This is a genomic window from Solibacillus cecembensis (assembly GCF_050272495.1).
Classification (GTDB): Bacteria; Bacillota; Bacilli; order Bacillales_A; family Planococcaceae; genus Solibacillus; species Solibacillus cecembensis.
Map to the genome: position 1 here is coordinate 1 of NZ_JBNNMF010000035.1, position 24,633 is coordinate 24,633.

Annotated in this window: 25 protein-coding genes, 1 riboswitch and 1 other annotated feature; of the genes, 1 reads left to right on the top strand and 24 read right to left on the bottom strand. The window is 36.6% G+C overall.

The features are described 5' to 3' along the window. Nucleotides 1-1,186 precede the first annotated feature (1,186 nt). The 15 genes from ACQKIH_RS20690 to ACQKIH_RS20760 form a co-directional block, all read right to left on the bottom strand. Nucleotides 1,187-1,891, bottom strand: a complete 705-nt coding sequence (locus ACQKIH_RS20690; RefSeq protein ID WP_427768579.1) for a class I SAM-dependent methyltransferase — start codon at nucleotides 1,889-1,891, stop codon at nucleotides 1,187-1,189. A gap of 38 nt (nucleotides 1,892-1,929) precedes the next feature. Next, nucleotides 1,930-2,138: a binding site (T-box leader), on the bottom strand. An 821-nt stretch (nucleotides 2,139-2,959) separates the two neighbouring features. Beyond that, complete coding sequence (locus ACQKIH_RS20695; protein WP_427768581.1) at nucleotides 2,960-4,108, bottom strand: copper amine oxidase N-terminal domain-containing protein; 1,149 nt, start codon at nucleotides 4,106-4,108, stop codon at nucleotides 2,960-2,962. Between the two features lie 288 nt (nucleotides 4,109-4,396). Then, nucleotides 4,397-4,627 carry a hypothetical protein gene (locus ACQKIH_RS20700; protein WP_057990124.1) on the bottom strand — a complete coding sequence of 77 codons (231 nt, stop codon included), beginning with the start codon at nucleotides 4,625-4,627 and terminating at the stop codon, nucleotides 4,397-4,399. Nucleotides 4,628-4,737: 110 nt separating this feature from the next. Beyond that, nucleotides 4,738-5,679, bottom strand: coding sequence for a ribonuclease Z (rnz, locus tag ACQKIH_RS20705; RefSeq protein WP_427768583.1), 942 nt, complete (start codon nucleotides 5,677-5,679; stop codon nucleotides 4,738-4,740). 15 nt (nucleotides 5,680-5,694) lie between these two features. Further along, nucleotides 5,695-6,372 (bottom strand): FtsZ/tubulin family protein, encoded by a 678-nt coding sequence (locus ACQKIH_RS20710; protein WP_427768585.1) that lies wholly within the window; start codon nucleotides 6,370-6,372, stop codon nucleotides 5,695-5,697. A gap of 195 nt (nucleotides 6,373-6,567) precedes the next feature. Further along, a complete protein-coding gene (locus ACQKIH_RS20715) occupies nucleotides 6,568-7,173 on the bottom strand; it encodes an alpha/beta hydrolase (RefSeq protein ID WP_427768587.1) in 606 nt (201 codons plus the stop codon). Between the two features lie 66 nt (nucleotides 7,174-7,239). Then, the gene (locus tag ACQKIH_RS20720; protein WP_427768588.1) at nucleotides 7,240-7,776 is read right to left on the bottom strand and encodes an NADPH-dependent FMN reductase; all 537 of its coding nucleotides are present in this window, start codon (nucleotides 7,774-7,776) and stop codon (nucleotides 7,240-7,242) included. 199 nt (nucleotides 7,777-7,975) lie between these two features. Continuing rightward, the gene (locus ACQKIH_RS20725) at nucleotides 7,976-8,512 is read right to left on the bottom strand and encodes an NADPH-dependent FMN reductase (RefSeq protein ID WP_427768589.1); all 537 of its coding nucleotides are present in this window, start codon (nucleotides 8,510-8,512) and stop codon (nucleotides 7,976-7,978) included. Between the two features lie 85 nt (nucleotides 8,513-8,597). Then, nucleotides 8,598-9,581: a ring-cleaving dioxygenase gene (locus tag ACQKIH_RS20730; RefSeq protein ID WP_427768592.1), complete on the bottom strand. Its 984-nt coding sequence runs from the start codon at nucleotides 9,579-9,581 to the stop codon at nucleotides 8,598-8,600. 45 nt (nucleotides 9,582-9,626) lie between these two features. Continuing rightward, the gene (locus tag ACQKIH_RS20735; protein WP_427768593.1) at nucleotides 9,627-10,061 is read right to left on the bottom strand and encodes a MarR family winged helix-turn-helix transcriptional regulator; all 435 of its coding nucleotides are present in this window, start codon (nucleotides 10,059-10,061) and stop codon (nucleotides 9,627-9,629) included. A gap of 211 nt (nucleotides 10,062-10,272) precedes the next feature. Continuing rightward, complete coding sequence (locus tag ACQKIH_RS20740; RefSeq protein WP_427768596.1) at nucleotides 10,273-11,205, bottom strand: TRM11 family SAM-dependent methyltransferase; 933 nt, start codon at nucleotides 11,203-11,205, stop codon at nucleotides 10,273-10,275. A 2-nt stretch (nucleotides 11,206-11,207) separates the two neighbouring features. Then, the gene (locus tag ACQKIH_RS20745; RefSeq protein WP_057989109.1) at nucleotides 11,208-11,654 is read right to left on the bottom strand and encodes a hypothetical protein; all 447 of its coding nucleotides are present in this window, start codon (nucleotides 11,652-11,654) and stop codon (nucleotides 11,208-11,210) included. A 69-nt stretch (nucleotides 11,655-11,723) separates the two neighbouring features. Further along, nucleotides 11,724-13,199 (bottom strand): MFS transporter, encoded by a 1,476-nt coding sequence (locus ACQKIH_RS20750; protein ID WP_427768599.1) that lies wholly within the window; start codon nucleotides 13,197-13,199, stop codon nucleotides 11,724-11,726. A 127-nt stretch (nucleotides 13,200-13,326) separates the two neighbouring features. After that, nucleotides 13,327-14,604 (bottom strand): DNA polymerase IV, encoded by a 1,278-nt coding sequence (locus tag ACQKIH_RS20755; RefSeq protein ID WP_427768600.1) that lies wholly within the window; start codon nucleotides 14,602-14,604, stop codon nucleotides 13,327-13,329. A 50-nt stretch (nucleotides 14,605-14,654) separates the two neighbouring features. Continuing rightward, the gene (locus ACQKIH_RS20760) at nucleotides 14,655-15,992 is read right to left on the bottom strand and encodes an amino acid permease (protein WP_057989113.1); all 1,338 of its coding nucleotides are present in this window, start codon (nucleotides 15,990-15,992) and stop codon (nucleotides 14,655-14,657) included. Between the two features lie 188 nt (nucleotides 15,993-16,180). Further along, nucleotides 16,181-16,259, bottom strand: a riboswitch (glycine riboswitch). 385 nt (nucleotides 16,260-16,644) lie between these two features. Between ACQKIH_RS20760 and ACQKIH_RS20765 the strand changes: the two genes are divergently transcribed. Continuing rightward, nucleotides 16,645-17,094: an AraC family transcriptional regulator gene (locus tag ACQKIH_RS20765; protein ID WP_427768601.1), complete on the top strand. Its 450-nt coding sequence runs from the start codon at nucleotides 16,645-16,647 to the stop codon at nucleotides 17,092-17,094. Between the two features lie 97 nt (nucleotides 17,095-17,191). On the opposite strand, the gene ACQKIH_RS20770 is transcribed toward ACQKIH_RS20765, so the two are convergent. The 9 genes from ACQKIH_RS20770 to ACQKIH_RS20810 all read right to left on the bottom strand — a co-directional run bounded on the left by ACQKIH_RS20770 (nucleotide 17,192) and on the right by ACQKIH_RS20810 (nucleotide 24,318). Further along, nucleotides 17,192-18,352: a hypothetical protein gene (locus ACQKIH_RS20770; RefSeq protein ID WP_427768602.1), complete on the bottom strand. Its 1,161-nt coding sequence runs from the start codon at nucleotides 18,350-18,352 to the stop codon at nucleotides 17,192-17,194. Nucleotides 18,353-18,375: 23 nt separating this feature from the next. Then, nucleotides 18,376-18,945, bottom strand: coding sequence for a GNAT family N-acetyltransferase (locus ACQKIH_RS20775; RefSeq protein WP_427768603.1), 570 nt, complete (start codon nucleotides 18,943-18,945; stop codon nucleotides 18,376-18,378). A 211-nt stretch (nucleotides 18,946-19,156) separates the two neighbouring features. Beyond that, a complete protein-coding gene (locus ACQKIH_RS20780) occupies nucleotides 19,157-19,633 on the bottom strand; it encodes a nucleoside 2-deoxyribosyltransferase (RefSeq protein WP_427768605.1) in 477 nt (158 codons plus the stop codon). Between the two features lie 35 nt (nucleotides 19,634-19,668). Then, nucleotides 19,669-20,169 carry a DUF1648 domain-containing protein gene (locus ACQKIH_RS20785; protein WP_427768606.1) on the bottom strand — a complete coding sequence of 167 codons (501 nt, stop codon included), beginning with the start codon at nucleotides 20,167-20,169 and terminating at the stop codon, nucleotides 19,669-19,671. Nucleotides 20,170-20,297: 128 nt separating this feature from the next. After that, nucleotides 20,298-20,786, bottom strand: coding sequence for a chemotaxis protein CheW (locus ACQKIH_RS20790; RefSeq protein WP_427768607.1), 489 nt, complete (start codon nucleotides 20,784-20,786; stop codon nucleotides 20,298-20,300). 11 nt (nucleotides 20,787-20,797) lie between these two features. Continuing rightward, entirely contained in the window at nucleotides 20,798-21,910 is a 1,113-nt protein-coding gene (locus ACQKIH_RS20795) for a M20/M25/M40 family metallo-hydrolase (RefSeq protein ID WP_427768610.1), read from the bottom strand. A 50-nt stretch (nucleotides 21,911-21,960) separates the two neighbouring features. Next, complete coding sequence (locus ACQKIH_RS20800) at nucleotides 21,961-22,941, bottom strand: hypothetical protein (protein WP_427768612.1); 981 nt, start codon at nucleotides 22,939-22,941, stop codon at nucleotides 21,961-21,963. A gap of 169 nt (nucleotides 22,942-23,110) precedes the next feature. Further along, entirely contained in the window at nucleotides 23,111-23,896 is a 786-nt protein-coding gene (locus ACQKIH_RS20805; protein ID WP_427768613.1) for a class I SAM-dependent methyltransferase, read from the bottom strand. Next, nucleotides 23,884-24,318 carry a BrxA/BrxB family bacilliredoxin gene (locus ACQKIH_RS20810; protein ID WP_427768615.1) on the bottom strand — a complete coding sequence of 145 codons (435 nt, stop codon included), beginning with the start codon at nucleotides 24,316-24,318 and terminating at the stop codon, nucleotides 23,884-23,886. Before ACQKIH_RS20810 ends, ACQKIH_RS20805 begins: the two co-directional genes overlap by 13 nt. Between the last annotated feature and the right edge of the window lie 315 nt (nucleotides 24,319-24,633).

Below are 24,633 nucleotides of genomic sequence, written 5' to 3' on the forward strand. Positions count from 1 at the left end.
AAAATTAAACGGCTTAAGCCCTCTAGAATACAGGGTTCAAGCCGCTTAAAGTATTTTTATTATTTCCGCTGTCTACTTGACAGGGAGCAGTTCAATATAAGGATTTATGAGCTTTCTTAACTTGTTAATCGTAACGCAAATTAACCTAATGATACCGATAGTCGGGATAAAACCAACAATACAAATTGACATATATAATACCTAAATTTTAGTTAGATTTTCCTTAGAATTATAATATGTGGAATATAATCTCTTTAGCACTTTTAAAAGAAACAAAAGATATCACAAAAGCTTAACCCTTGATTTATTAAGTCCAGAGGAAAAGAGTATGCTTTGCCAAAACTCTGTTAAACACTATGCGAATGTTTAAAAATGTACAAATTTTTAAACCAAGAGAATTTTAAATACTGCTTTATTCTTATCATTTTAACAGATCACTTGCTCACCAAAATGCTCATAGAATTATTTTTTTCAGTTGTTTTTATTTAACTGAGCTGATTTTGCTATTGAGGAAAACCTTGTTAAATCAACGTTTTCCAGACTTATTTAACTGAGCTGAACTATCTTAATTTGGCCAAATGCTTTCGACAAGGTGGGATCGCTGGTTCGAGACCATCACGCTGAAAGCCGTTATTAATAAGGGTTTTCAGCTTTTTTTATTCGATAAATTACACCTGAAATTGAATCATTTTTACTGTTGCGTGACTGATATGTGCCGAATTATTTTAAAACTCATAGTTTCATTTAAAATGCCGTTCAGTGAATTGAGACGCTAAGATAATAATGTGAAATAAAAATAGCTCTCCACAATTGATGAAACCATTCTAGTGTACATTCGCTCATATCAATTTTGCCTTGATCATGGCGATTTTGAGATGGATGACGGTTTTCAAATTCCTCCAATCATTTATCATAGTCTACATTCTTTAAGGTCTTATTATTAATCTTTCTATTTCTAAATTATTTATGAAAATTTCATCTTTTATTTTCAATGTGACATCTCCCCTGGGTACCCTTTTTATTCGTATATAAAAGTAAATGAAATTGAGATTTAGTGCGTATAACGCTAGATAAATGTTATTCAAAGAAAAAGCCTAGAGCGTTGATTTTTTTACAACATTCCTGGCTTAATGGTGTGTCACAAAACTTAGATTTTGAAACGTTTTTTTAATTTTATCATTCAGTATTATTTCTTTATCCCACCAAAAACAGAAAGTTCAAACCATTTAAAATAACAATCTGCATGTTGATAGCCCATTTCTCTTAACCAATTTACTTGAATATCTACACGTTCTAAAATATTGTCTTCTTTATCTGGACGACTGTAATATTCTTTTGTTACTTCTTCAATTGATTTTTGATTATAATTAGCTAAGTGTTGAACGAACTGTTCGTCATATAAGTTTTCTAGTTTAGTTGTAGCCGAAGCAGTGTGCTCAATATTAATAAAAATACCGCCATCTTTTAATAATGTGTAAATTTCAGCATAAAGTTTCTTCTTTTTATCATGAGGTAAATGATGGATTGCAAAGCCAGAGACGACACAATCCACTGAATCAGGTTCAGCAAACGTACTTAAAGATTCGCTAAAATCACCTTGTATCACTGTACTTTGGTTTTTATAAGCAGCTAAATATTCCTTTACTTGTTCAACCATTGGCTCAGAATGATCGATGAATAGTGCCTGTGCATTTGGGTAGGTATCTAAAAGTACTTTCCCTAAAAAACCATTGCCACACCCTAAATCCATTATTTGTTGTACATCCTGTTTGAAATGTTGAATTACCTGAAGCATGACATTGATTTGTTCTGCACCAAATGGTATCCCTCCTCTTACTTGTTCTAAATAGTGTTGTGTAACATCTTGTCTTTGCCATTGTGTTGTTTCCATTTCATCTTCCTCCTTAAAATAAAAAAACTCCGTCTCATAAAAGAGACGAAGATTGATTCGTGGTACCACTCTAATTGATTAATTCAACATTAACCCACTTAAACTATAACGGTAGCTGCCGTTTATACTTACTTCAGTTCAGCATAAATACTCATGGACGAGTTCAGGAATTTACTGACTGTTTTGCACCAACCAACAGCTCTCTATACAATAAGTGTCCCCTACTAGTTCCAATCAATGTATTATTTTTGTAATTTTAACCATATTAGTCGATATGTATTATTTTGTCAATAAAGGGGGGCGTTTTTCCAACACCGTGTTAAGGAAAGCGTCCATAGAAAAGTTTGTTGACCTAAAGAACCGGATAAATAATAATTCAATAAAATTAATTAGTTTTTACATACTTTTACTAGAAGTTAAAAAAATAAATATTTTATTAAGCTTCCAATGATGATAAGGATTATGAGTATAAAAAATCCTCTGAAAGTAAATCCAGTTACTATGTTCTTTTCCTGAATCCATAGTAGATCTTTCTCTCTACCTCTCTCGTCTCTTTTAATAAAATTCACTCCCTTTACAATATTTAACCTATCTCGATAGTTTAATGAATTATTGCACCAGGTGCTCAAACAATTACACTAAAAATTGCAAAATAAATAATTTAAATAAAACAACAGCAATTTTCATACTATTGAGAAACCATTTTGATGATTTGATCGTCTTTAATAACAAATAATAGAAGGGGATGTTATACTTGGGCTTTTGGTATTTTCTAATACTATTTATAGGCCTATTTTTAATTATTAGGTCACTTATTAAACGACCAATTAATTTATTTAAAAGGCTAACTACTTTGTTATTAGGGGTTTGTATGATTGCTTTCTCATTGTTTATGTTCCAAGATGGTAGTGCAGAAATTGTAGATAACTTATTAAAGTCTCTTAATATTAATTTGTAGGATTGATGCACCAGGTGCACAAACCATACTAGGAAAATGATCCTTCAATATAAAATAAACAACGGCTAGTTAAAGTTCTAATCAATAAGAACTTCAACTAGCCTTTTACTTTATGGCGTTACTAGCTCATGGTCCTGCCCCTTCAGCTCGATTGTATAATATCCAAACGTTTTTTTCCTTTCATCAGAGCTTAGGTCTCCAGAGCGTAGATAACCAAATGTAGTAATACCGTTATCGTTAATTTGCCAATCATAAGCCTTGCCTAATGTGTCAAAACCGTAATAATAGCCCGGCTTACCTAAATAATCGGAAAACCATTGTCCATTGTTAAACGTTGCAGATTTTAAATTGGTTGTTTCATGAGCATCGAGTAAACCTCGCTCATATCTCGTCAAATAATAGACATCGTTTAAATAGGTTTTTACCGCCTTTATCGGTGCTTTTTCAATGGCTACCCTTGTAATTACTTCTCCATCCACACGGTATAAAATAGATTCACGCGTTGTATTATAGGCATAATCCAAATAGAAATGCCCCATATCTGTATTGAACCATATATCCCCAAGTCGAACCGTATTTTTATCCTCAATCCATTCCTGATATACAAAAGGCTCGAAATTATAGAAATTATTGCTAAGGAATAACTGACCATTTTCTTTAATCACGGCCATAAAACGATCACTATAGACAATTGATTTCCCTTTGTATAGTAATTCAGCGGCGCGGATAACATTAGAGTTTTCGATGGCTGTGGCGTTCATATCTCGAATTATTATCAAACTATATGGTTGAAATTCTGTCTTTTTTAAATAGACTACTTTTTTATTAAACGCCTCACCAATATCTCTTAAAGGTATATATGTTGCATTGTTATAAATACTTGCAGTTACATCCATTTTGCTGGATTCCCCATTGATTGAAATAGTATTATTCCCTATTTTCAGTGAAATGGTTTTATTAGCGTGTTTAATAGTAATGGCCTGACTTTTTGTATGATATTCTACCTTTGCTCCAAATCCTTCAGAAATAAAACGAAGGGGTACTAATGTTTTCCCCTCTTTAACGATTGGCTGAACGGCTGATACCTTCTGCCCATTAATAAATGCCATAGAGCTTTCAGGAGAAAGAATTATACTATTTTTCAAGTCATTTTCTGTTAAATCTTTATAAGAGTCATAAAGATTTTCCGCGTGTGCCGTGTAACCAAAAGCTAGGAACAATGTAAACATAAAAAATGTGAGAATAATTTTCACTTTCATTACTACACCTCTCAATAATGGATTTTTTATTTTAAATATATTTATGTTACCGATGTATGGATCATCCGCAACAGTTTTCCTTCAGGGGTTACTGACTTAAATAGCCATTCTTCTATCGTTATTTTACTAGCCTATGTAAAAGCAACCCCATAGGATTGACGAACCAAGCGCACAAACTATTCAGTCTATTTGACGGAGGTCTTAAACATTAATTGAGCGAAAACGAAAAGGTCCAATGTATGAATTACATGGGACCCCTTTTATGCATTCGTTCCAAACGAATATGTATTATAATACGCCGGCTTTAATGCGTTTGGCGATGCTGAATGTTGTATAGATCGAGATTGGTCCAAGTATCGCGGCGATAATCAGCCACATTGTTAACGAATCCGTTGCTTTCAGCTCATCTAAATTTGTTCGAATAAATACGACAACGCCGAATAGTAAAATATAGCTCATCACATTTGGAAAGATTACGAGTAAACGAAGTAACTTTGGTGAAAGTGTTGGTTGTTGCATAAATTCATCTCCCTTTCCTCTATTATAACGGAATTATTCTACAATTCACCACATTTATCTAAAAATTCATATAAAGTTGAATGTTTCGCCACCTGAAAATGCTGCTTTATTTACTCTTTCACAATCACTTCATGTTGTTTCCATTCAAATTGCAACTGGTCATGCGCGATAAATGTATTGGCAAAAACATGCTGTGCTTCTGCTAAAAAGTGCGGTAAATCCTTCTCTAAAAAACGTGCACTTATATGATTTAAAATAAGCGTTTGAGCATTTGCTTCTTTCGCAATTTGAGCGGCTTCGGTATTTGTTGAATGTCCATATTGTGCAGCTAGGTGAATTGTTGCATGATCGAATGTTGCCTCGTGAATCACAATATCGGCCTCATAAGAAAGGTTTTTAGCGTTTTCACAGTATTTTGTATCCCCTAAAATCGCAACTGTAAAGCCGTCTTGAGGTGGTGACGTGACATCCATACTTCGCACAACATGTCCGTTTTCTAACACAACATCATTTCCTGCTTTTAATTGTCCAAGTAACGGTCCTTTTGGCACACCTAATGCTATAGCTTTATCGATATATAACTCGCCAGCTAACGGCTTTTGCTCAATTCGATAGCCGAAACATTCAATAACATGCTCCAGAGGCATCGCTTTTACGATAAATTGTGCGTCTTCAAAAACGATGCCCTCTACTACCTCTTCAAAATATAATTCATAAGTCAAATGTGTTTTTGTCAGCTTTAACGTTTGCTCTAGCCATTGCTTCAAGCCTTTAGGTCCATAAATCGTCAGCGGCTCTTCCCCACCTAAAAATGAACGTGAGCTTATAAAGCCCGGCAAACCAAAAATATGATCCCCGTGTAAATGAGTAATAAATACTTTATCTACTTTTCGCGGTTTAATCGTCGTATGGAGTATTTGATGCTGCGTGGCCTCCCCGCAATCGAACAACCAAATCGAGCCCCGTTCCTCTAGTAATTTTAGCGCCACCGCACTCGTATTTCGATCCTTTGAGGGCATTCCTGCGCCCGTTCCTAAAAAATGCAGTTGCATTCTATTCACTCCAAACTAGTCTTCATTTCGCAATAATTTCTCAATCGCATTGGCAATTGCTTCATCTTTCATCTTAAAATAACGAATTAATCCCTCACTTTCAGGATCAATCTTCACCTGTGTAATCGCACTATTTTTATGAAATAAGTTTAGCCCTCTTTGTGCTTGAGCTAAACGCTTTTTACCTTCAAATTTTGCTGGCATCGTCACAATGACTTGTATATCAATGTGAAGCTTATTCGCTAGCTTTGCCACATAAGGAGCAACTGCCGAACTGACCGCCCCACCTAGGCAAGCCACGATAATAATCGATTGGTAGTTTTTTAATATTTGCTTCATTTCTTGCTCATATAATTCCGCGCGCATTAATGTTTTTTCAAAACTACTATTACCAAACTGTTCTTCTGCCGTTGTAAAAAACAGCATTTCACCTTTATCACCATGCATATAATCCGGGATGTTTTGGAAATAACTTGTTGTTAAATCCGCTGCACTTTCGATTAGGTGCGTGCTTTGTTGTTCTGTTTTCCCTGGCATTTTAGCTTGAATAATTTTTGCTCCGCGCTCTGCTTGATAGTCCGTTTTATGTGTTTCAAAAAGAACGATTGGAATCAGTCGTGCAAAGTGCTGTCGATAATATTCCGCAATATTAATACCTGACGAGCCAAATAGGATAAGTGCCTGGCTTTCCATGCATTCCCCTCCCTTTCTTTCATTATAAATGTTTTTTTCAGAAAGACACAACTCAAAAATCTAACGTTCTAGGTGTATATGTTTTTGTAGCTATCCGTTTTCCGCATAATCATCCTATTCTGATTCACCGAAAATTTCGCTCAACAAAAAAAACTATTTTGATTGTTTCATCAAAATAGCTTTCATCATAATCTATTAATAATTTGTTTCATACCAAACTTTTGCTTTTTGTACTTCATTCATTGTGAGTTGGTGGCCATTTGTTTCCCATTCAAGCGTCACGTCGGCACCTGCATCTGCTAGCATTTTTTCTAAATCGATTGCCTCTTCTTTTGTACAAAGCGGATCATTCACGCCAGCTGCAATAAATACCTTTGTGCCTGTTTGATTGGGCAGTTTTGCATCACGATCTGGAACCATAGGGTGATGCAAAATTGCACCTTTTAACGTATTTTCATAGTTAAATAATAAGTTCGCTGCAATATTCGCCCCGTTAGAATAACCAATCGCCACAACATTTTGACGGTCAAAGCCGTACTGTGTCGCCGCATCATTCAAAAATTCATGCAGTTCTTTTGTGCGGAAAGCTAAATCTGCCATATCAAAAACACCTTCAGCTAAACGACGGAAAAATCGTGGCATCCCATTTTCTAAAACATTGCCGCGCACACTTAATACAGCCGCTTCTGAATCAATGATATCTGCTAAAGCAAGTAAACTATTTTCATCTCCACCTGTACCATGAAGCAAGAAAAATACCGGTTTTTCTTTATTTCCTTCTTTATAAATATGTTGCATCATCTATATCCCCCAGTTCTATTATGAGTAAAAAGCCATTTGATTTTCAAATGGCTTTTTAAATTGCTATTAGCGAATTGTTTTTAAAGCCGTTGACCAAGGAATTACTTGATCTAACATTTGATTAACTGAATCCGCTTGAACTTCTTTAGGTTTGAAGTCTGTTCCGTTTTCAAAGTCCGTAAATAATGATAATGCTGGGTGTACACGAACATCCGCCACTAATAATTCACCTAAAATACCGCGTAAATGTTCCGCTGCACGCGCACCACCAACTGAACCGTAAGAAACGATACCTGCTGCTTTATTATTCCATTCATCACGTAAATAGTCTAATGCATTTTTCAGTGCACCTGTAATTGAGTGATTATATTCTTGTACGATGAATACGAAACCATCTTGTTCTGCTACTGCTTTTGACCAACCTGCTGCGCCTGGTGCATCACCTGTTCCTAAAAATGGTAGATCATAATCTGCAATATCAATAATTGTATAGTTCGCATCGCCGCGCTTATCTGCTGTTTCTTTTACCCAGCTTGCTACTTGTGGTGAAACACGTCCTTGTCGAGTTGAACCAATAATAATACCGATGTTTAATTTAGTCATTTCTTTTTCCTCCTGAATGTTTGTTGTTTTTTTATTAAATAAACTTTTAAGAAATCCCACTACTTAATCTTCCTAACATACTTTATTTTTATCATAACCCGCTTCATTTTCAAATGAAGGTAATGGTACTATTTTAGTGAAAACCAACAATCAGAGGGGATGAGGAATCTCTTCCCCACTGATTAAACGTCACTTATTTTTAGCGAATTGTTTTTAAAGCTGTTGACCAAGGAATTACTTGATCTAACATTTGATTTACTGAATCAGCTTGAACTTCTTTAGGTTTGAAGTCTGTTCCGTTTTCAAAGTCCGTAAATAATGATAATGCTGGGTGTACACGTACGTCTGCTACTAATAATTCACCTAAAATACCACGTAAATGTTCCGCTGCACGCGCCCCACCTACTGAACCATAAGAAACGATACCTGCTGCTTTATTATTCCATTCATCACGTAAATAATCTAATGCATTTTTCAGTGCACCTGTAATTGAGTGATTGTATTCTTGTACGATGAATACGAAACCATCTTGTTCTGCGATTGCTTTTGACCAACCTGCCGCGCCTGGTGCATCTCCTGTACCTAAGAATGGTAGGTCATAATCTGCAATATCAATAATTGTATAGTTTGCATCTCCGCGCTTATCTGCAACTTCTTTTACCCAGTTTGCTACTTGTGGTGAAACACGTCCTTGACGAGTTGATCCAATAATAATACCAATATTTAATTTAGTCATTTGTTTTTCCTCCTGAATGTTTGTTGTTTTTTTAAATAAATCCTTAATAAATCCCATTGTTCATTCTTCCTTACTTATTCAATTTTTATTCGTATTCTTTTTCAAATACTTTCGTCGAGCGCACTGTATCGATTGGTCGAACAACACTTTCAATATGATCACGTTTTGACTCTAAAAATGGTGGTAATGATAAAATTTCCCCTACTGTTTCATAAGGTTCATCTCCCATAAATCCTGGTCCATCTGTTGCCCATTCAAATAAAATGCCTTGTGCAACACGTGCGTATAGTGACTCAAAGAAGAATCGATCCACATAACCTGATGTGCCAAAACCAAAGCCTTCTAAGCGCTCAATCCATTCATGTAAAACATCTGTGTTTTCTAGTCGGAACGCAGCGTGATGGACTGTACCAAAACCTTGACGTCCTTGTGGTAATACGGTGTTATGCTCAACGATTACCGATGCACCATTTCCACCTTCGCCAACTTCAAATAAATGCAGTGCGTCTTCTTGAGCTGTTTCACGCATAACCATCACTTTTTCAAGCATTTCTTTAAAGTAATCAAACTGTGAAATGCGGATGTGTACGGGTCCTAAGCCTGTAATTGCAAACTCCAGTGGAATAGGTCCCTTTTGCCAAGGTATACCCGACTCAATTCCTTTATTTAATTCATCTGAAATAAACATATATTGTTGATCATCAAAGTCTACGAAAGATAGTGTTTGTTTACCAAATTGCGTTTTAATACCTGCATGAGCTACTTCTAAACGATCAAAACGTTTTACCCAGTAATCAAGTGCTGCATCCGTTGGCACTCGGAAAGCTGTTTTGTAAATTTCATTTGTCCCATGTACACCTTTAGGAATACCTGGGAAATCGAAAAATGTCATATCTGTACCAGCAGATCCTTTATCATCAGCGAAAAATAAATGGTATGTTTGAATGTCATCTTGGTTAACTGTTTTTTTTACTAAACGCATGCCTAAAATATTTGTGAAAAAATCATAATTTTTTTCTGCATTGCTTGTAATTGCTGTTACATGGTGAATTCCTTTAATGTGGTTCATTCTAACTCCTCCGTTATCTTGAATTCGAGATATCACCTCTAAAAATTAAAGATGTTCTGCATGAATGCCGATTCGCTTTGTTAACTCTATAAACGTTTCAAGCTCTTCTTCCGTCAGTACATCAAATGCTTGTGCGACTTTTTTTTCATGTTTCGGAAAGATACCTTCGATAAATGCTGTCCCCTCATTTGTGAGTGATGCAAAAGTTACGCGTCGATCATTAGGGCAAGCAATTCTTTGGACAAATCCTCTTTTTTCGAGCTTATCTACGACATACGTAATGCTACTGCTGGCAATGAGTACTTTCTTGCCAATTATTTGAATTGGTTGATTACCTTTATGATAAAGTAACTCCAATACAGCAAATTCAGTTAAGTTCAATTCATTTTCTATAATATCTTGTCGGGACACTTCTTGGACGGTATTTGCTGCACGAAGTAATACAGTAAAAGCTTTTAACTGCTTTTGATAGTCACTCATCGGCAATCCTCCTTATCGTTACGAATTCATTTATCTTTAATTCGAGATAAATATATCATGTATAAAAATGACTGTCAACACATTTGCCGAAACTTGTTTCGAATTTGAGATATTTATTTTTCTACAATTCTTTTTAGCGAATTACACTACGCTAAAACAAAAAACAGCAACCTACAAAATAATTTGTGTAAGTTGCTGTTATCTTATTCATTTATTCGCAAACAACAAGTTCGCGCTTAAAATTACCCTTTTGTACAATCGCACGGTCGATAATTGTTAAACCGGCATTTGCGATTTTATCGTCCATCGATTCAATCGTCACGATGATTACTCTTTTCGCAATTCTTCTAGCATGTGTAATAATACTCTGTTGCAAATCACTAGATGCATGTGTAAATAAATTATATGGCATATCAATGATTGCTACATCATAACCACCAGATGCTTCTTCGATGGGACCAATATGTACATTTGGTTCATAGCCGAAATGGCGTAAATTGATTTCAGAGCCCCAAACAACGCGCTTATTAATATCTCGCCCTTCGATTGGAATGCCCATGCTCATTGCTTCCACTAATACCGTTCCAATACCGCAGCATGGATCGATAATACGGAGCCCTTCTGGAAACGGCGCGGCAATATTGACAAGTGCTCGCGCATCACGTGTACTTAGTGCAGTAGAGTACATTTCTGGTTTTTGCATATGCTTTAGCCAAATCGATTCCCCGTGCACTAATTCACCGAAGTAAAATTTATCCTCATATACGACAAGTCCAAATTCCACATCCGGCTCATCTAAATTTGGTTCTGCCGGAATGGCTAACCCGATTTCTTTCATATAGTTGTTGCGGACTGGTCGTGCAATTTTCGGTTCAATGCCCGCATCTGAAGTATTCAAGCAACTAATTTTAAACGTTTTTTCCTTCAGTTCAATTGTCGAAGCAAATGCAACGATTTCTCCAACTGTTGCCGCCTCACACCAAATATCCAAGCGCAAACGCATAAACGGACTGCGACTTGGCTCTACTTTTCGCTCACTTAAAAGGACATTACTTTCTACATGGGAATTAAAAAATGTGCGCATTTCCAGTCGTGAAAGCTCGTACTCATCCTTTCGCCAAGCATAGTTATACATAAATTTCATGCTTATAGTTCAATCGTTTCTAATAATTGCGCAACAAATTGATAAAGCAGTTCATATACTTGTTGGATTGTCATTTGCTCATTAAATCCTGCTAAACAGTCCACTGCAACGTTCAGCTCCCATAAACCTTCTTGCATCGAAAAAGAAGCACTGCTGCTACCTAATGCAGATTTTACATTTTCTTTTAAATAGTGACGAATTGTTTCGCCATGCTTTTTTTGTACCTTCAGCCCAAAAAGTGCTGTATATAAACGAAAAGCATCATCATATTCGACTGCCATTTCGTCTATGCGTATATCTTGAAATTGTGTACATTCTGCAAAAATAAATTCGCTTTGGTTTTCCTTTAAATAGCTAATCGGTGTATTTGTAAATGCTGCTTCTGTCACCGCAATTGTTTCTTCTGTCTCTTTACTACAACGTTCTACTACTTCTAAATTTAAAATCATCGTTATCTTCCTCTCTTACTTCCAATGGACACATACGTTTTATGTCTCCTACTAATTAAAAATTGTTCGTCAATCATTTACTTTTTTTCGCCAAGCAATGGAATCTTGCTTTGAGCGAATTGTTGAAACGATAATTACCGCGCTAAATGAAAATAAAACAAGTCCTGTAAACCAAAAACCCAATGTTCCTGTTAAATCGAGTGTTCCAAGTAAGAATGACCCTGCAACAACGCCCATGGAGAAAAAGGCATAAAAATAGCCATATGCTTTCCCGCGTGTTGCTTTTGTCGTGGATTCAATCAACATCGTATTAATAGCTGGGAAGAAAAAGGCGAATCCTACCCCATAAAACGCAAGCGCGCCGTACAAACTTAAGGTCGTTGTTGATTGACCGATAACAACTTGGCTAATTCCTAACACCGTAACACCAATGAGTAATGTATAGCTTGAATTGATATAATCAAAAATTCGGTTTGTTGGCAATAAGAACATTAATACCGCAACAATTCCAAAAACGCTCAGCAATGTACCAGACATACGCGAGCTGTATCCCAAATTTTCCACGTGCATCGGTAACAAATAGGCTAACACACCTTGTGAAAACATAAGGAAAAACGCGCCTCCATAAGCTTTCATTAACCCATTATTCCATTTGAATTCGTCTTTTTTATTAGCTGCTGATTTTTTAGATAGCGGCGTGATCCGTAAAAATATGATCATCCCTATTAATGATAAAAGTCCATAAAGTGCAACCAAACTTAACACATTTGGCACAGAAATTTTACTTGCTAATATACCACTTGTAGCAGGCCCAACGATTGCTGCGATTCCTACAAACGAACCCACAATCGCACTTCCGCTACCCTGCTTTGATTTTTCCGTTGTGTTCGCTAATAACGTAAATGCAGCTGGTGTTATAAAGCCACTACTAAAACCATGTATACAACGGACGATTAACAAAGTCGTCGTGTCATCAACAAGCTGATACGCGAGTAATGATAAAATGGACGTACATAATCCAAAAATAAGTATTTTAGATGCACCAATTTTGTCAGTGAAAACGCCTGACAATATATTACCAAATGTATTCATAAAGGAATACATGCCGACAACAATCCCTGCGATAAATGTAGTAGCACCAACAGACAAGGCATATGTACTCATTACAGGTAGCTGAACAAATAAATCAAAAAATGAGAAGAAAATGATGGCATACACAAGCCATTTTTTTGGAATTGGCTTAACCTGCAATTGTGGTTGCATTTTCTTTAATTTCAACTCAAATATAAAATTCCCAAACGGAATAAATGCAACGGCTACAGCAGAAATGGACCAAATAAGATTCCACCTAATACGGATTTGAACAAGAGCAATTGCGATTATATATAAAACGAAAATCCCACCGTGTAAACTACCATTAATCGTGACGAAAATTGGCATATTTGCAAAATATTTAAGTGGCATCGCGATAAATAAGAGCGTAATAAGTGATAAACCGTCTAATACTCCCATTATTCTTAAAAAACGTATCGGATGAATGGCCAACTCCCCCTCTCACAGCAAAATCGTACATCCTATTATAGCATGGAGTAGGACAAGAAACCTATTTGAAACAAATATTCATCCGATAAATAGTCGATTCGTGTCTAAATTTAGAAAAATTCGCACCTCATTACGAATCCTGCTTATGATCTTCTAAAAAATCTTTGCTGAAGCTTGTTTTAGAAGCATAACTTGATTTTTTTGCGCGTACTCCCCGTTGCAAAGCCCCTTTACCGAACTTCTTTTCAATCGACTGAACGAGTTCAATAATCGGCTCTTCTTTCGCATGTTGTTCAAAGTTAAACAAATTCAATTGCTGCGTCGTTTCTGCTTGGTCGACAACATTAGAAACGGTAATGCCTATAAGCCGTATTGGTGTTTCATCCCAACTTTGAATAAATAATTTCCACGCAATATCAAAAATCGCATCCGCATTTTGTAGCGCATTTCGAACTGATTTACTCCGTGTTTGATTTTTCCATTCAAAATTACGAATTTGAATGCTGACCGTAGTACCGACTAAATATTTTGCCTTTAAACGCTCAGCTACACTGCGACTTAACTTTTCAAACGTCTCTTTTAAAATGTAATACTCCGTTTCATCCCTTGGTAATGTTGTGGAATTCCCGACACTCTTTGTATCATAGATTGAATTGGGATCGACAGTTCGCTCGTCAATTCCGTTCGCTCTATTTTTTAAACGCACTCCATTTTTCCCTAAATTGTTTTGAAGCATACGTCCATCCGCATTTGCCAAATCGCCTATTGTCAATATCCCAAATGTCGCCAATTTTTTAGCAGTACTTTCACCAATACCATGCATTTCAATCACTTTTTGCGGCCATAACAGTTGTTGAATTTCTCGCTTCCTTAACACGGTAATCCCGAGTGGCTTTTTCATATCCGATGCGGTTTTCGCTAAAAATTTGTTCGGTGCAATGCCAATCGAACATGGTAAATCCAGTTCAGTCAGTATGCGTTGCTGAATTTCTTCTGCAATTTTCATCGGGTGCTGTGTTTTCGAACGCTCCGTCACATCTAAATAGCCTTCATCAATAGACACCGGTTCTACAAGATCTGTATAGCTACGTAAAATCGAAAATATGGCAGCACTTGCGACTCGATATTTAGCAAAATCGGGTGGTAACAACAGCAGCTGTGGGCATTTCCTTTTTGCTTCTCCAACCGTCATTGTTGTATAAATCCCGTGCGCCCTTGCCTCATATGAACTCGTCACAATAATCCCTCGTCGCTCTTTCACATTCCCCGCAATCGCAATCGGTTTTCCTTTTAAGCTCGTATCTTGTGCTTGTTCAACCGACGCATAAAAACTATTCATATCCACATGAAAAATAACCCTTCCTGCCACTATTACCACCGCCTTTGCTTCTATTTTAATATGAATCATGATTGGAATCAAAAAAATCCGAACTTCAGTCATTAAAGTTCGGATCATTTTTATTTTCTTTTCATTCGGTAAAGCACAAATAGCGAAATAAACCACAGTGGTGTAAGCATTAATGCAGTTCGAGTCGCTTCTGAAATCGCCATAATTACTAGTAAGAATGCGAAGAAAGCTAATACTAAATAGTTAATAAATGGTGTTAATGGTGCTTTAAATGTAGAACTTTCATGTAATTCTGGGTGACGCTTTTTATAAATAATATGCGAAATTAAAATGATACTCCATACCCAAATAAAGCAAATCGCACTAATCGTCGTCACAATTCCAAAAGCATCCTCTGGCATGAAATAGCTTAATAATGCTCCAATGGATACTACAACTGCTGAAAAAATTAAACCGTTTTGTGGCACACTTCTTTTATTTAAAGTGCCGAATTTTTTTGATGCTTGATTGTTCGAGCCAAGACTAAACAACATACGGCTCGTTGAAAATAAACCACTATTCCCAGCAGATGCCGCAGATGTCAACACAACAAAGTTAATTAACCCTGCTGCGACTGGAATACCGACTAATGCAAACACTTGCACAAATGGCGAGCTTTCCGCACTTAATGTGTTCCACGGATTAATTGTTAAAATAACGAATAACGCACCTACGTAAAATAATAAAATACGCAGCGGAATTTTATTAATCGCAGAAGGAATATTTTTTTGTGGATCTGCTGTTTCTGCTGCCGATACACCGACTAATTCTACACCAACAAAGGCAAAGACAACCATTTGGAAAGCCATTAAGAAGCCAAATGCACCATTTGGGAATAAGCCACCATGCTCCCAAAGATTCGATACAGCTACTTGCCCTGTGTTTGTTTCAAATCCAATAATTAATAAAACAACGCCAATTACGATTAGTGCCACAATCGTAATAATTTTAATGAGCGCAAACCAAAACTCTAACTCTCCGAAAAGTTTTACAGTTAATAAATTTAATCCTAGTAATACGACTAAACAAGCAACTGCTGGTACCCATTGCGGGATGTCAAACCAATACTGTGTGTACATACCGACTGCAATAATATCGGCCATTGCAGTCATGATCCAGCAAAACCAATACGTCCAACCTGTCACATAACCTGCCCAATCACCTATGTATTCTGTCGCAAACTCAGTAAAGGATTGATAGCCACCTTTTGATAGTAGTAATTCTCCTAATGCACGCATGACGAAAAATAATGCGATTCCGACAATTAAATACGCAAAAATAATAGATGGTCCTGCTAATGCAATCGCTTTACCCGAGCCTAAAAATAACCCTGTCCCAATCGTTCCACCAATTGCGATCAATTGAACATGTCGATTTTTTAGCTCTCGTTTTAACTGTTGTTGTGCCAAGATGTTTTCCTCCGTTGTCATTATTTTGCTCCAAACTTTTAGTCAGGATTGAAATAATAGCGATGAGGTTCGCGGTGAATCAATTTTTCTGAAAATAAAAAGAGACTGCTCCCTAAAATGGAATCAGTCTCTATAACTTAAGAATAAAGAATAACAACGTTTTTTAAACACTAAAAAACATCTACTATTATTACCCCTCTGTCCTTTTGCCTGAGATTATGAACCCTTCGGCGACGCATTCGATGCGCTCTCTCCAGAAACTGCTCCCGTATGTAGTTTTATCCACAACGATCATTGCAATGATACTTTATGCATTTGTATGCTTATTTGATGTTGAAAATTTCCACCATCTAATAATTCGCGTCCAACGCTATTATTGTACTATAACATATTCTACCAACTAATTTGTTGTATTACAATAGGGAAGTTCAAATATGACCTTGTGATGCGTGTATTCAGTAGCATTTTTCTGACATTTCTATTTAATTTTATTCCTAAGGGAGAGTTTTATTGAATAATAATTTTCACTCTAAATCTTATTATGTAGAGAAATAACAGATAAATTAAACTGGAATCTAATCAAATTCTTTAAAAAAGAGCTTGAATAACATTTTATATCATATTACCTTTTCTAGGAAAGGAGGGATAAAATATGCAATTAACTATTGAAAAATTACCTGAATCAAGGATTGCTTTTTTCCGAAACGTTGGAGAATACGGTGAAAAGCAAAATAAAGAATTAATGGAGGCATTTAAAGGGTGGGCACAGTTGAATGGGTTATTTGAGAATTCTACAATTTTAGGTATACCACAAGATAACCCTGAGATTACACCTAAAGGGGAATGTCGTTATGATGTTAGCGTTGTAATAGATAAAGACTTTCAAGTGGAAGAACCCGCTCAAGTTGGCACGTTTTCTGGAGGAAAATACGCTATTTTCTTGCTTGACCATACAAAAGAGGCAGTCAGCGAATTTTGGGGCACCATCTTTTCTGAAATTGAAAAAAATAATCTAGTCATCAGAGAACAACCCATTATTGAAAGATATACTTCACAAATGATTGCTAACCATTTGTGTGAAATATTAGTTCCTATACGGTAAAAAAAATGGAGAAGGGCTGTTTGTATGCCCTTTTCACTATAAAATTCGAATTACCTAAAATAAGTTCTAAATGTTTGTCATTTTATTTTACCGCTACTTAATAGAACGGGTTATCAATTTCAACTAATTCATCAAAGATATACTTATCTCCCATTTTTGTAGGCTTTTCGTTAGAATAAAATTGGATGGATATAATATTCCATAAATCCCCTTCAGAAATACAGGTTAAAATAGGCTGCATGAATGTCACTTCATTTTCTTGAAATTTAATTTTTACAAATTGCTTATGCAGTACGTAGCCATTCCAATGAGTCATATTCATTGGATCAATTGAGGTAATTTTCATCGGTCCTGTTAGTTCTACCAAATAATTTTCGTTATTGAAAAATTGTTGTACTTGCTGTTCTTTATGTTGATTCATGATTTTTGCGATCGAGTATGCGTCCTCATTGCTCTCTACTTCTACGTCAATTTTGGAATCACTTATTTGTTCAAGGAGCTCAAATACTGTTAATTGCTCATCAAAGTATTGCTTTTTCCAATTCGGCCGCCACTCGTCTAACGCTAAACAAATAAATAGCCCCGAATCATAGCAACTTTTACGGATCGCTAACATACTCTCTTGTCCATCTATTAACGTTCTTCCGTATAAATGAAAAACATCGTCCAACGTTTGTTTCGTAACTTGGAGATACGTTTTTAACTCACAATAAAAAGCTGGGCCTTCGATAGTTTCCATCAATTGTTCATACTTTACGAATTCAGGAAATTGCATCGCACGTTTTTTTCGAATGGAGATAAATTGCTTTAACGCTTGCAGTTTTTCAGATTCACGTTTTAGTAATAAAGCATCCGCTAATAATGTACGTTCTTTTACACGATACGCAATATTTTGAGCATCATCGGTATACATAACACCACTAATTTCGTTTGGAAAACGCTTTTCCTCCTGCAAATATTGAAAGCCGTGAAATAGTTCATGAACGACAATCGCCATTAATTGCGGGAATGTTTCATAGCGATTTTTATCCACAATCGCGGTTGGATGGTCTTCAAAGATGAGCAATGTATCCGCAAAAAAGCGCTCATCCTTTAAGATTTTGACGAATGGTTCATTTGGAAATTTAGGATGTTGAAATACATAAACATCATTTTCATCGTAAATGGCAATTGCGACTCCTTTAAAATTTGGCCAAATTGAATACAAAAAATCAGATGTCAGCAGTTGTATGATTCGATTGATTTCTTTTTGATCCATTACGAGCCCCCATCCGTTGTCATTTATAAAAGCTCTGCCACAAAACGTTTTTTCATTTCCGGCCATTCTTCACTCATAATGCTGTACATCACGGTATGGCGGATCGTGCCCTCTTTTCGAATCATATGGTTGCGTAAAATGCCCTCTTTTACAGCACCTAGACGCTCAATCGCTTTTTGCGAACGGCTATTTTCATGACCTGTTTTAATTTGAATTCGATTCAAACCAAGCTCTTCAAAACCATATTGCAATAATAAAAATTTGCAATTCGTATTTATATTCGAACGCCAATAAGCTGGTGTGAGCCAAGTAGAGCCGATTTCGAGGCGTTTATGTGCCATTGAAATATCCATATAGGAAGTCGAACCAATCACTTCATTCGTTTTTGCATCAATAATTACGAGTGGATAATCTGTTTTCGCTTCTCGTTTTTTTATGCCGTCTTCTACATATTGCACAACACTTTCCAGGTCCAATAATGTTACCGACAGATGCTCCCAAATTTCAGGAAACTGCGCGGCTTTATATATTCCGTCAATATGCTCGTTATTAATTGGTACTAATTTGACAACTTCATTTTCTAAGGCTTTCATCTACTTGTCCCCACCTTTAACGTTTAGTTTTTAAAATTTCATATCAATTACGCCTCAGCGTAATTGCGTCCAGATTTTTTCGAGCTCGCTCGAAAAGCTTCCCTTAAAAATCTGTGACATCCGCAGGGGTTTGAAACCCCACTGAATAGAATTGCCTATTTAGTACATTCATCATCCACTTATTGAAGTAGGAGATGCACGCTGAAGCAAGTTAAACATGTAACTTTATTTGTTCAACCACTTCATCCATTGTCGAAATAATTTTGCCATTTCGCTTAATGAGGCCGACAACGAATAAATTACGGTAAATAAATTGATTTTCTGTACCGTCTTCGATTAACGCTTCGATTTTTTTCGTATTTGTACGTCCCATTTGGCGCACATCTGAAAATAGCGCAATAATTGGTCGATTTAATGCAGAAAATGCACCGATTTCTGCTGCTACACCTGAGTCAATTTCAATGCCATCAATGACAGCAATTAATACATCACTTGCTTGCAAGCTCTCTAAATCCGCCTCTGCAATGGCTAAGCTATTGGCATAACTATTTTTATCATTAATCGCCGCGTTTTCTTGTGGCACATACAATTCAATCGTTGGCACAGCTTCCCGTATTTTCGCCGCCAATACTTCATTGACGTAGCGATCTCCAATTGAAAATAAACCATTTGCTAAATATGCTTTCATTTTTATTACTCCCTTTTTCAACTTTTAAATTTCGATTATTTAATTTTTGAACTAACAATTATTTTCCATATCATTACGGCAAACAATGCGATAAGTATTATTGCGAATGAAAATCCAAGTGAGGAATCGTCACCAAAAGAAATTCCGATGCTTTCATAAACAAGGAAGGCAAATAACAGATTGATTATGTTTTTCATATAGTTTAACATTTGCCGACTATTTAAGTAAAAGGCGTGGACATTCGCTTCACATAGCCTTTCTGGGTAATTATGCACATGTGGATATCGTTCAATTAACTCCATGAAAAACGTAAGGAGAATCGCGATAACTGGCAAAATTAGAAGCTCATATTTTGACCCCCAGCGATCGACTTCTCCGACTGCATTGAAATGTGCAGGTACTTCCGCTGGTAATGAAGACCATTTGAATAGTAAAAAGATTACCATTGCAGCAAGTGATGTGTACCCAATACTATTTGCTATACGTTCTGAAGTGGATTTCTCGATTTGTAAAACCGGTCGATAATATGTATTCATTCATTAACACCACCCTTCCCATGTATACGAGTCAAGGTGCTATAAAGTTCCAATTATTTGGTTTATTATTCAACTCGAAAAACACGCACATCTCACTTCAGAATATGCGTGTTTTTTGCCTAGCCCTTTTATTTTGAAGATTCTTCTGTTTCATTTTCCAACATTTTGTGTAAGTATTGAACAATTTCACGAATACCTTCCAGTGAATTGACCAAAATATTTGGATCAATACAAGAAATCATGCGGTCTTCTAAATTCGCAACGGCTGTAAAATATTTCGTTTTCTCATAATTTACTAAACCCATTTGTTTAATAATAGATGGATCAAAGTTTAAAATTTCTCTCGCATCTGAAACGTATAAACCATAATTCACAAGTTCCGTGTTTAAAATGATGACACGGGCAATATCTCCCGACGTCGAACGATTGTATAAGATTTTTTGTAAATCAATAACTGGAATCAGCTCTCCACGATTTCTCGTGAAGCCTAATAAATAACTCGGTAAATGCGGAATCGGTGTTACACGCTCCAACTTTTCAATCGACACAACTTGCTCAATAGGAACCGCATATTCTTCGTTTCCACAAGCAAAAACGACCGCTTTTTCAAAATTCATATTGCCACCTCTTATTTTGTTGTTTGCTTCACTATTGCCACTAATAAATCGGCTAATTTTTCTAATTCTTCGATAGGCATTCTTTCATTTGTCGTATGAATTTCCTCATAACCTACAGATAAATTAACAGTTGGAATACCGAACCCCGCGATTACATTAGCATCGCTTCCGCCACCAGAAATACCTAGTAATGGAGTACGATCCACTGCTTCAACAGCAGCCATCGCGATTTGAACGACTTTATCTTGTTCCGTCACGCGGAAGCCTGGGTACATTAATTTTACTTCAACCTCTGCACGCCCACCATTTTCTAGTGCAACTCGCTCAAACGTTTCTTTCATATTAGCCGTTTGCACGTTTAATTTAGCTTCGTCAATTGAACGTGCTTCAGCAAGGATATTCACTTCATCACAAACGATATTTGTCGCTTGTCCACCTTCAAAACGTCCAATATTAGCTGTCGTTTCTTCATCTAAACGCCCTAATTTCATTTGCGCAACCGCTTTGGCAGCAAGTGTGATCGCAGAAATCCCTTTTTCCGGTGCAACGCCTGCATGGGCTGTTTTACCGATTATTTTTGCCATTACTTTCGCTTGGAATGGAGCTGCTACAACGATACCGCCTACTTTTCCATCACTATCAACTGCGAAACCATATTTTGCACTAATAAGAGTTGGGTCCAATTCCTTTGCACCGACTAAACCACTCTCTTCGCCAGCAGTAATAATGAATTGAATCGTCCCATGAGTAATATTTTGTTCCTTTAAACGTCGTGCCATTTCAAATAAAGCGGCCACCCCTGCTTTATCATCTGCCCCTAAAATCGTCGTGCCATCTGAATAAATATAGCCATCTTCACGAATTTCAGGCTTAATCCCTTTGCCCGGCACAACCGTATCCATATGTACTGTAAAGTAAATCGGATCAATTGCCTTATCACCATGCAATGTTGCAATAATATTTCCTGCACCATGACCTGTGCGCGTATGTGAATCATCTTGGAAAACGTCAAAGCCCATTTCAGTCAGCTTTTCTACTAATATAGGTGCAATGACTTCCTCATGTTTTGTTTCCGAATCAATTTGTACTAATTCTAAAAATTCCTTGACTAAACGACTATTCATCTCGAAACACTCCCCTTTATTTAAACTAAGCTATGCCTTATTTTACGATGCTATTTTTGAAAAAACAATGCTTGTTCATCTGATTCGTATATGGCTTGCTTTTGCGTAAGTATTTCCTGTTGCTTCGCTAAAGTAGCATCTAGCTTCATTTGAAGTTGTTGCAATGTATTATTAACATCGTCTTGCACGCGTGAAATTTGATTCATGGATGTAGAAATTTTCGAATGAATCGACCATGCCGAAAATATATCATCAAAGAAATAGTCTGCAAATTTCACCAAACCATCTGTATCAATAGTTAATGTGTCATGCTTCATTTGCTGAACATCTAATAGTTCATTTTGGAAGCGCTGTAACGAAATTTGCGCTTTGTGAATCCCGCTATTAGATTCATCCAGCTTGTCATGTTTCAAAGAGGTCGCAATGAACCCACCACCGAAAAATGTGTCCCAAGTTGAATACGAGCTCGCACTCTTTAATGAATGTGCTGCATCCGCTAAAGCACGTAAAGCATTTTTCCCCGCATCATTTGCTTCATGTATTTCAATTAATAATTGCTTTAATAGCAGTTCATTTTCGATTAGCTTCGTTAATTTTTCCGCAATATGTGGTGCATGCTGCATGAGCCAAAATTCCCGTTTTCGTTCTAGTTTTTGAAGCTCTTGCTCGACGTAGGTCTCATTCACGGCATTAATTTTATATAAAAGTTCGACCAAATCATCCTGTAAATCCTCGTGCGTTAACTGCGCTTCAATATACTTTAATTCACTGATTGCCACGACATCCAGGCGCTGTTCAATGAGCTCATCTTTTTTCCCAGACCATTCACGGAATAAATTAAGAATCGACGTTTTTTCCAATTTTTGAAGCTCATTCTTCGCCGCTACTAATTCCGTTTCATAATACTTCACTTCATTATTTGCATGTAGTATTAATCGTTCAAGCGTCGTGTGCTGCTTCTTCCATTTATCGACGTTCAATAATTGCAGTCTGAAATTTCCAGCTTGCTGTTGTAATTGCTGCCATTCCATTGAAAACGCCCCCTTATAATAACAGTTTAATATGTTTACTATTGCTTGTCTAAGAGGTTTTTAGGGAAATTGGTTTTTTCATACAATATTAGCTTTTAAAGTTTTTTCAAATGAGCGATTCTGCATGTATAAAAAAATACTCGCTCCAACTACAAGAGCAAGTACCGTTTTATTTCTCCCATACACCGTAATGAAATTTAGCCGTTAACCGAACATCACGTTCAAAATCATATTGTTCAAAAAAGGTAGATTTATAATGAGCTTTCAATACGACGCTTTTTCTCGCAACTCTTTTAGCCTCACGAACCCATTGTGCATCCAGTGCGATATGACTCCCCGCATGGCGCAAAGCTTCAAAGTTCGTTGCTTCTTCAATGACTTCTTCAAACATCGGATCCAAATAGACAACATCAAAACTATTGTCCGGCTGCTGTAGTAAAAAATCCACCGCTTTCGTATGAACAACTTCAATTTGACGCATGCATGCCGTCAATGGAAGCTCCGTAGTATCATACGTTTTCATGCCATTTTGAACAATGAATGCAATATTTTGATCCGCTTCAAGACCGATTACTCGTCCCTCAGCCCCCACTGCAAAAGCCGCAATCATACTGTCCGAACCAATGCCAAGTGTACAATCTAAAAAAGAATCGCCGCTTTGCAATTGACATGCTTTTAAAAGAGGCTCTTCATCACCGCGCGCCACTCGTTTCAAACGAAAAGCGGCAGAGTTTGGATGGAAAAAGAATGGCGAATCAGCACCTTTTGCATAATATTCATACCGATTTTTCCCTGCGATCATTACATTTGCTGCATATTCATTCATCAACTTTGCAACTGAACGCTTTTTCCGTGGAACCACTTTAGCATTTAATGCTTCACTTGCAGCATGAACAAGCTGTAAAGACAGTTCATCCGGTCTTCCAGCTGTCGTGACAATGGTTACTCCGCACATACTTGCTTTAATACATCTGCTAAATGTTCACGAATTTGTTCCATTGGGAAACCTTCAATTTGTTCACGAGGAATAAAATACGCTAATTGGCCATCTTTTAAAATAGCCATTGATGGTGAGCTTGCTGGCACTTCATCAAAATAGCCACGCATCGCAACTGTTGCTTCTGGATCTTGACCCGCAAAAACCGTTACTAAATGATCTGGCTTTATTTCAGCAACTGCTTCACGAGCTGCCGGACGAGCTAAGCCCGCTGCACATCCACATACCGAGTTGATGACAACTAATGAAGTCCCCTTCGTTTCCGCCATAAATTCATGCACACTATCCGCAGTTGTTAGTTGTGTAAAACCTGCATTTTCCAGCTCATTACGCATTGGTTGTGTTACTTGTCTCATATATTCATCGTAAGCATTTGTCATTTTTCATAACCTCTTTCTTTTTCATATGTATTCACAAAGCCTAGTATAACAGTGTTTTTGATGGTTGTACAAAGATTGGATTTTCGTAAGTTTTCGGATTGTTTCAGGATTTATGTTACTTTTGTGTTACCTTTTTGGGTTTTGAAAAAATGAGGTTTTTGAAAACGCATCGGATGCGTTTTTTTATAAATAATAGAAATAAAAATGGCCCTCCACAGATTGATATGCTCCCCATTAGGTAGACAGATTAAAAAATAAAATCTGTTTATCAAATGGGGAGTTTTTTCATGTCAAAAAAATTATTTTCACCAGACA

Bases quoted from the DNA above. Each gene is read 5' to 3' on its own strand.
- ACQKIH_RS20745 (WP_057989109.1), bottom strand. From the start codon at position 11,654: ATGATTTTAAATTTAGAAGTAGTAGAACGTTGTAGTAAAGAGACAGAA.
- ACQKIH_RS20695 (WP_427768581.1), bottom strand. From the start codon at position 4,108: ATGAAAGTGAAAATTATTCTCACATTTTTTATGTTTACATTGTTCCTA.
- ACQKIH_RS20710 (WP_427768585.1), bottom strand. From the start codon at position 6,372: ATGGAAAGCCAGGCACTTATCCTATTTGGCTCGTCAGGTATTAATATT.
- ACQKIH_RS20790 (WP_427768607.1), bottom strand. From the start codon at position 20,786: ATGAATTTTGAAAAAGCGGTCGTTTTTGCTTGTGGAAACGAAGAATAT.
- ACQKIH_RS20775 (WP_427768603.1), bottom strand. From the start codon at position 18,945: ATGAAAGCCTTAGAAAATGAAGTTGTCAAATTAGTACCAATTAATAAC.
- ACQKIH_RS20800 (WP_427768612.1), bottom strand. From the start codon at position 22,941: ATGGAATGGCAGCAATTACAACAGCAAGCTGGAAATTTCAGACTGCAA.
- ACQKIH_RS20755 (WP_427768600.1), bottom strand. From the start codon at position 14,604: ATGATTCATATTAAAATAGAAGCAAAGGCGGTGGTAATAGTGGCAGGA.
- ACQKIH_RS20720 (WP_427768588.1), bottom strand. From the start codon at position 7,776: ATGACTAAATTAAACATCGGTATTATTATTGGTTCAACTCGACAAGGA.
- ACQKIH_RS20725 (WP_427768589.1), bottom strand. From the start codon at position 8,512: ATGACTAAATTAAATATTGGTATTATTATTGGATCAACTCGTCAAGGA.
- ACQKIH_RS20810 (WP_427768615.1), bottom strand. From the start codon at position 24,318: ATGACAAATGCTTACGATGAATATATGAGACAAGTAACACAACCAATG.
- rnz (WP_427768583.1), bottom strand. From the start codon at position 5,679: ATGCAACTGCATTTTTTAGGAACGGGCGCAGGAATGCCCTCAAAGGAT.
- ACQKIH_RS20785 (WP_427768606.1), bottom strand. From the start codon at position 20,169: ATGAATACATATTATCGACCGGTTTTACAAATCGAGAAATCCACTTCA.
- ACQKIH_RS20715 (WP_427768587.1), bottom strand. From the start codon at position 7,173: ATGATGCAACATATTTATAAAGAAGGAAATAAAGAAAAACCGGTATTT.
- ACQKIH_RS20805 (WP_427768613.1), bottom strand. From the start codon at position 23,896: ATGTGCGGAGTAACCATTGTCACGACAGCTGGAAGACCGGATGAACTG.
- ACQKIH_RS20740 (WP_427768596.1), bottom strand. From the start codon at position 11,205: ATGAAATTTATGTATAACTATGCTTGGCGAAAGGATGAGTACGAGCTT.
- ACQKIH_RS20780 (WP_427768605.1), bottom strand. From the start codon at position 19,633: ATGAAAGCATATTTAGCAAATGGTTTATTTTCAATTGGAGATCGCTAC.
- ACQKIH_RS20700 (WP_057990124.1), bottom strand. From the start codon at position 4,627: ATGCAACAACCAACACTTTCACCAAAGTTACTTCGTTTACTCGTAATC.
- ACQKIH_RS20730 (WP_427768592.1), bottom strand. From the start codon at position 9,581: ATGAACCACATTAAAGGAATTCACCATGTAACAGCAATTACAAGCAAT.
- ACQKIH_RS20765 (WP_427768601.1), top strand. From the start codon at position 16,645: ATGCAATTAACTATTGAAAAATTACCTGAATCAAGGATTGCTTTTTTC.
- ACQKIH_RS20795 (WP_427768610.1), bottom strand. From the start codon at position 21,910: ATGAATAGTCGTTTAGTCAAGGAATTTTTAGAATTAGTACAAATTGAT.
- ACQKIH_RS20770 (WP_427768602.1), bottom strand. From the start codon at position 18,352: ATGGATCAAAAAGAAATCAATCGAATCATACAACTGCTGACATCTGAT.
- ACQKIH_RS20690 (WP_427768579.1), bottom strand. From the start codon at position 1,891: ATGGAAACAACACAATGGCAAAGACAAGATGTTACACAACACTATTTA.
- ACQKIH_RS20735 (WP_427768593.1), bottom strand. From the start codon at position 10,061: ATGAGTGACTATCAAAAGCAGTTAAAAGCTTTTACTGTATTACTTCGT.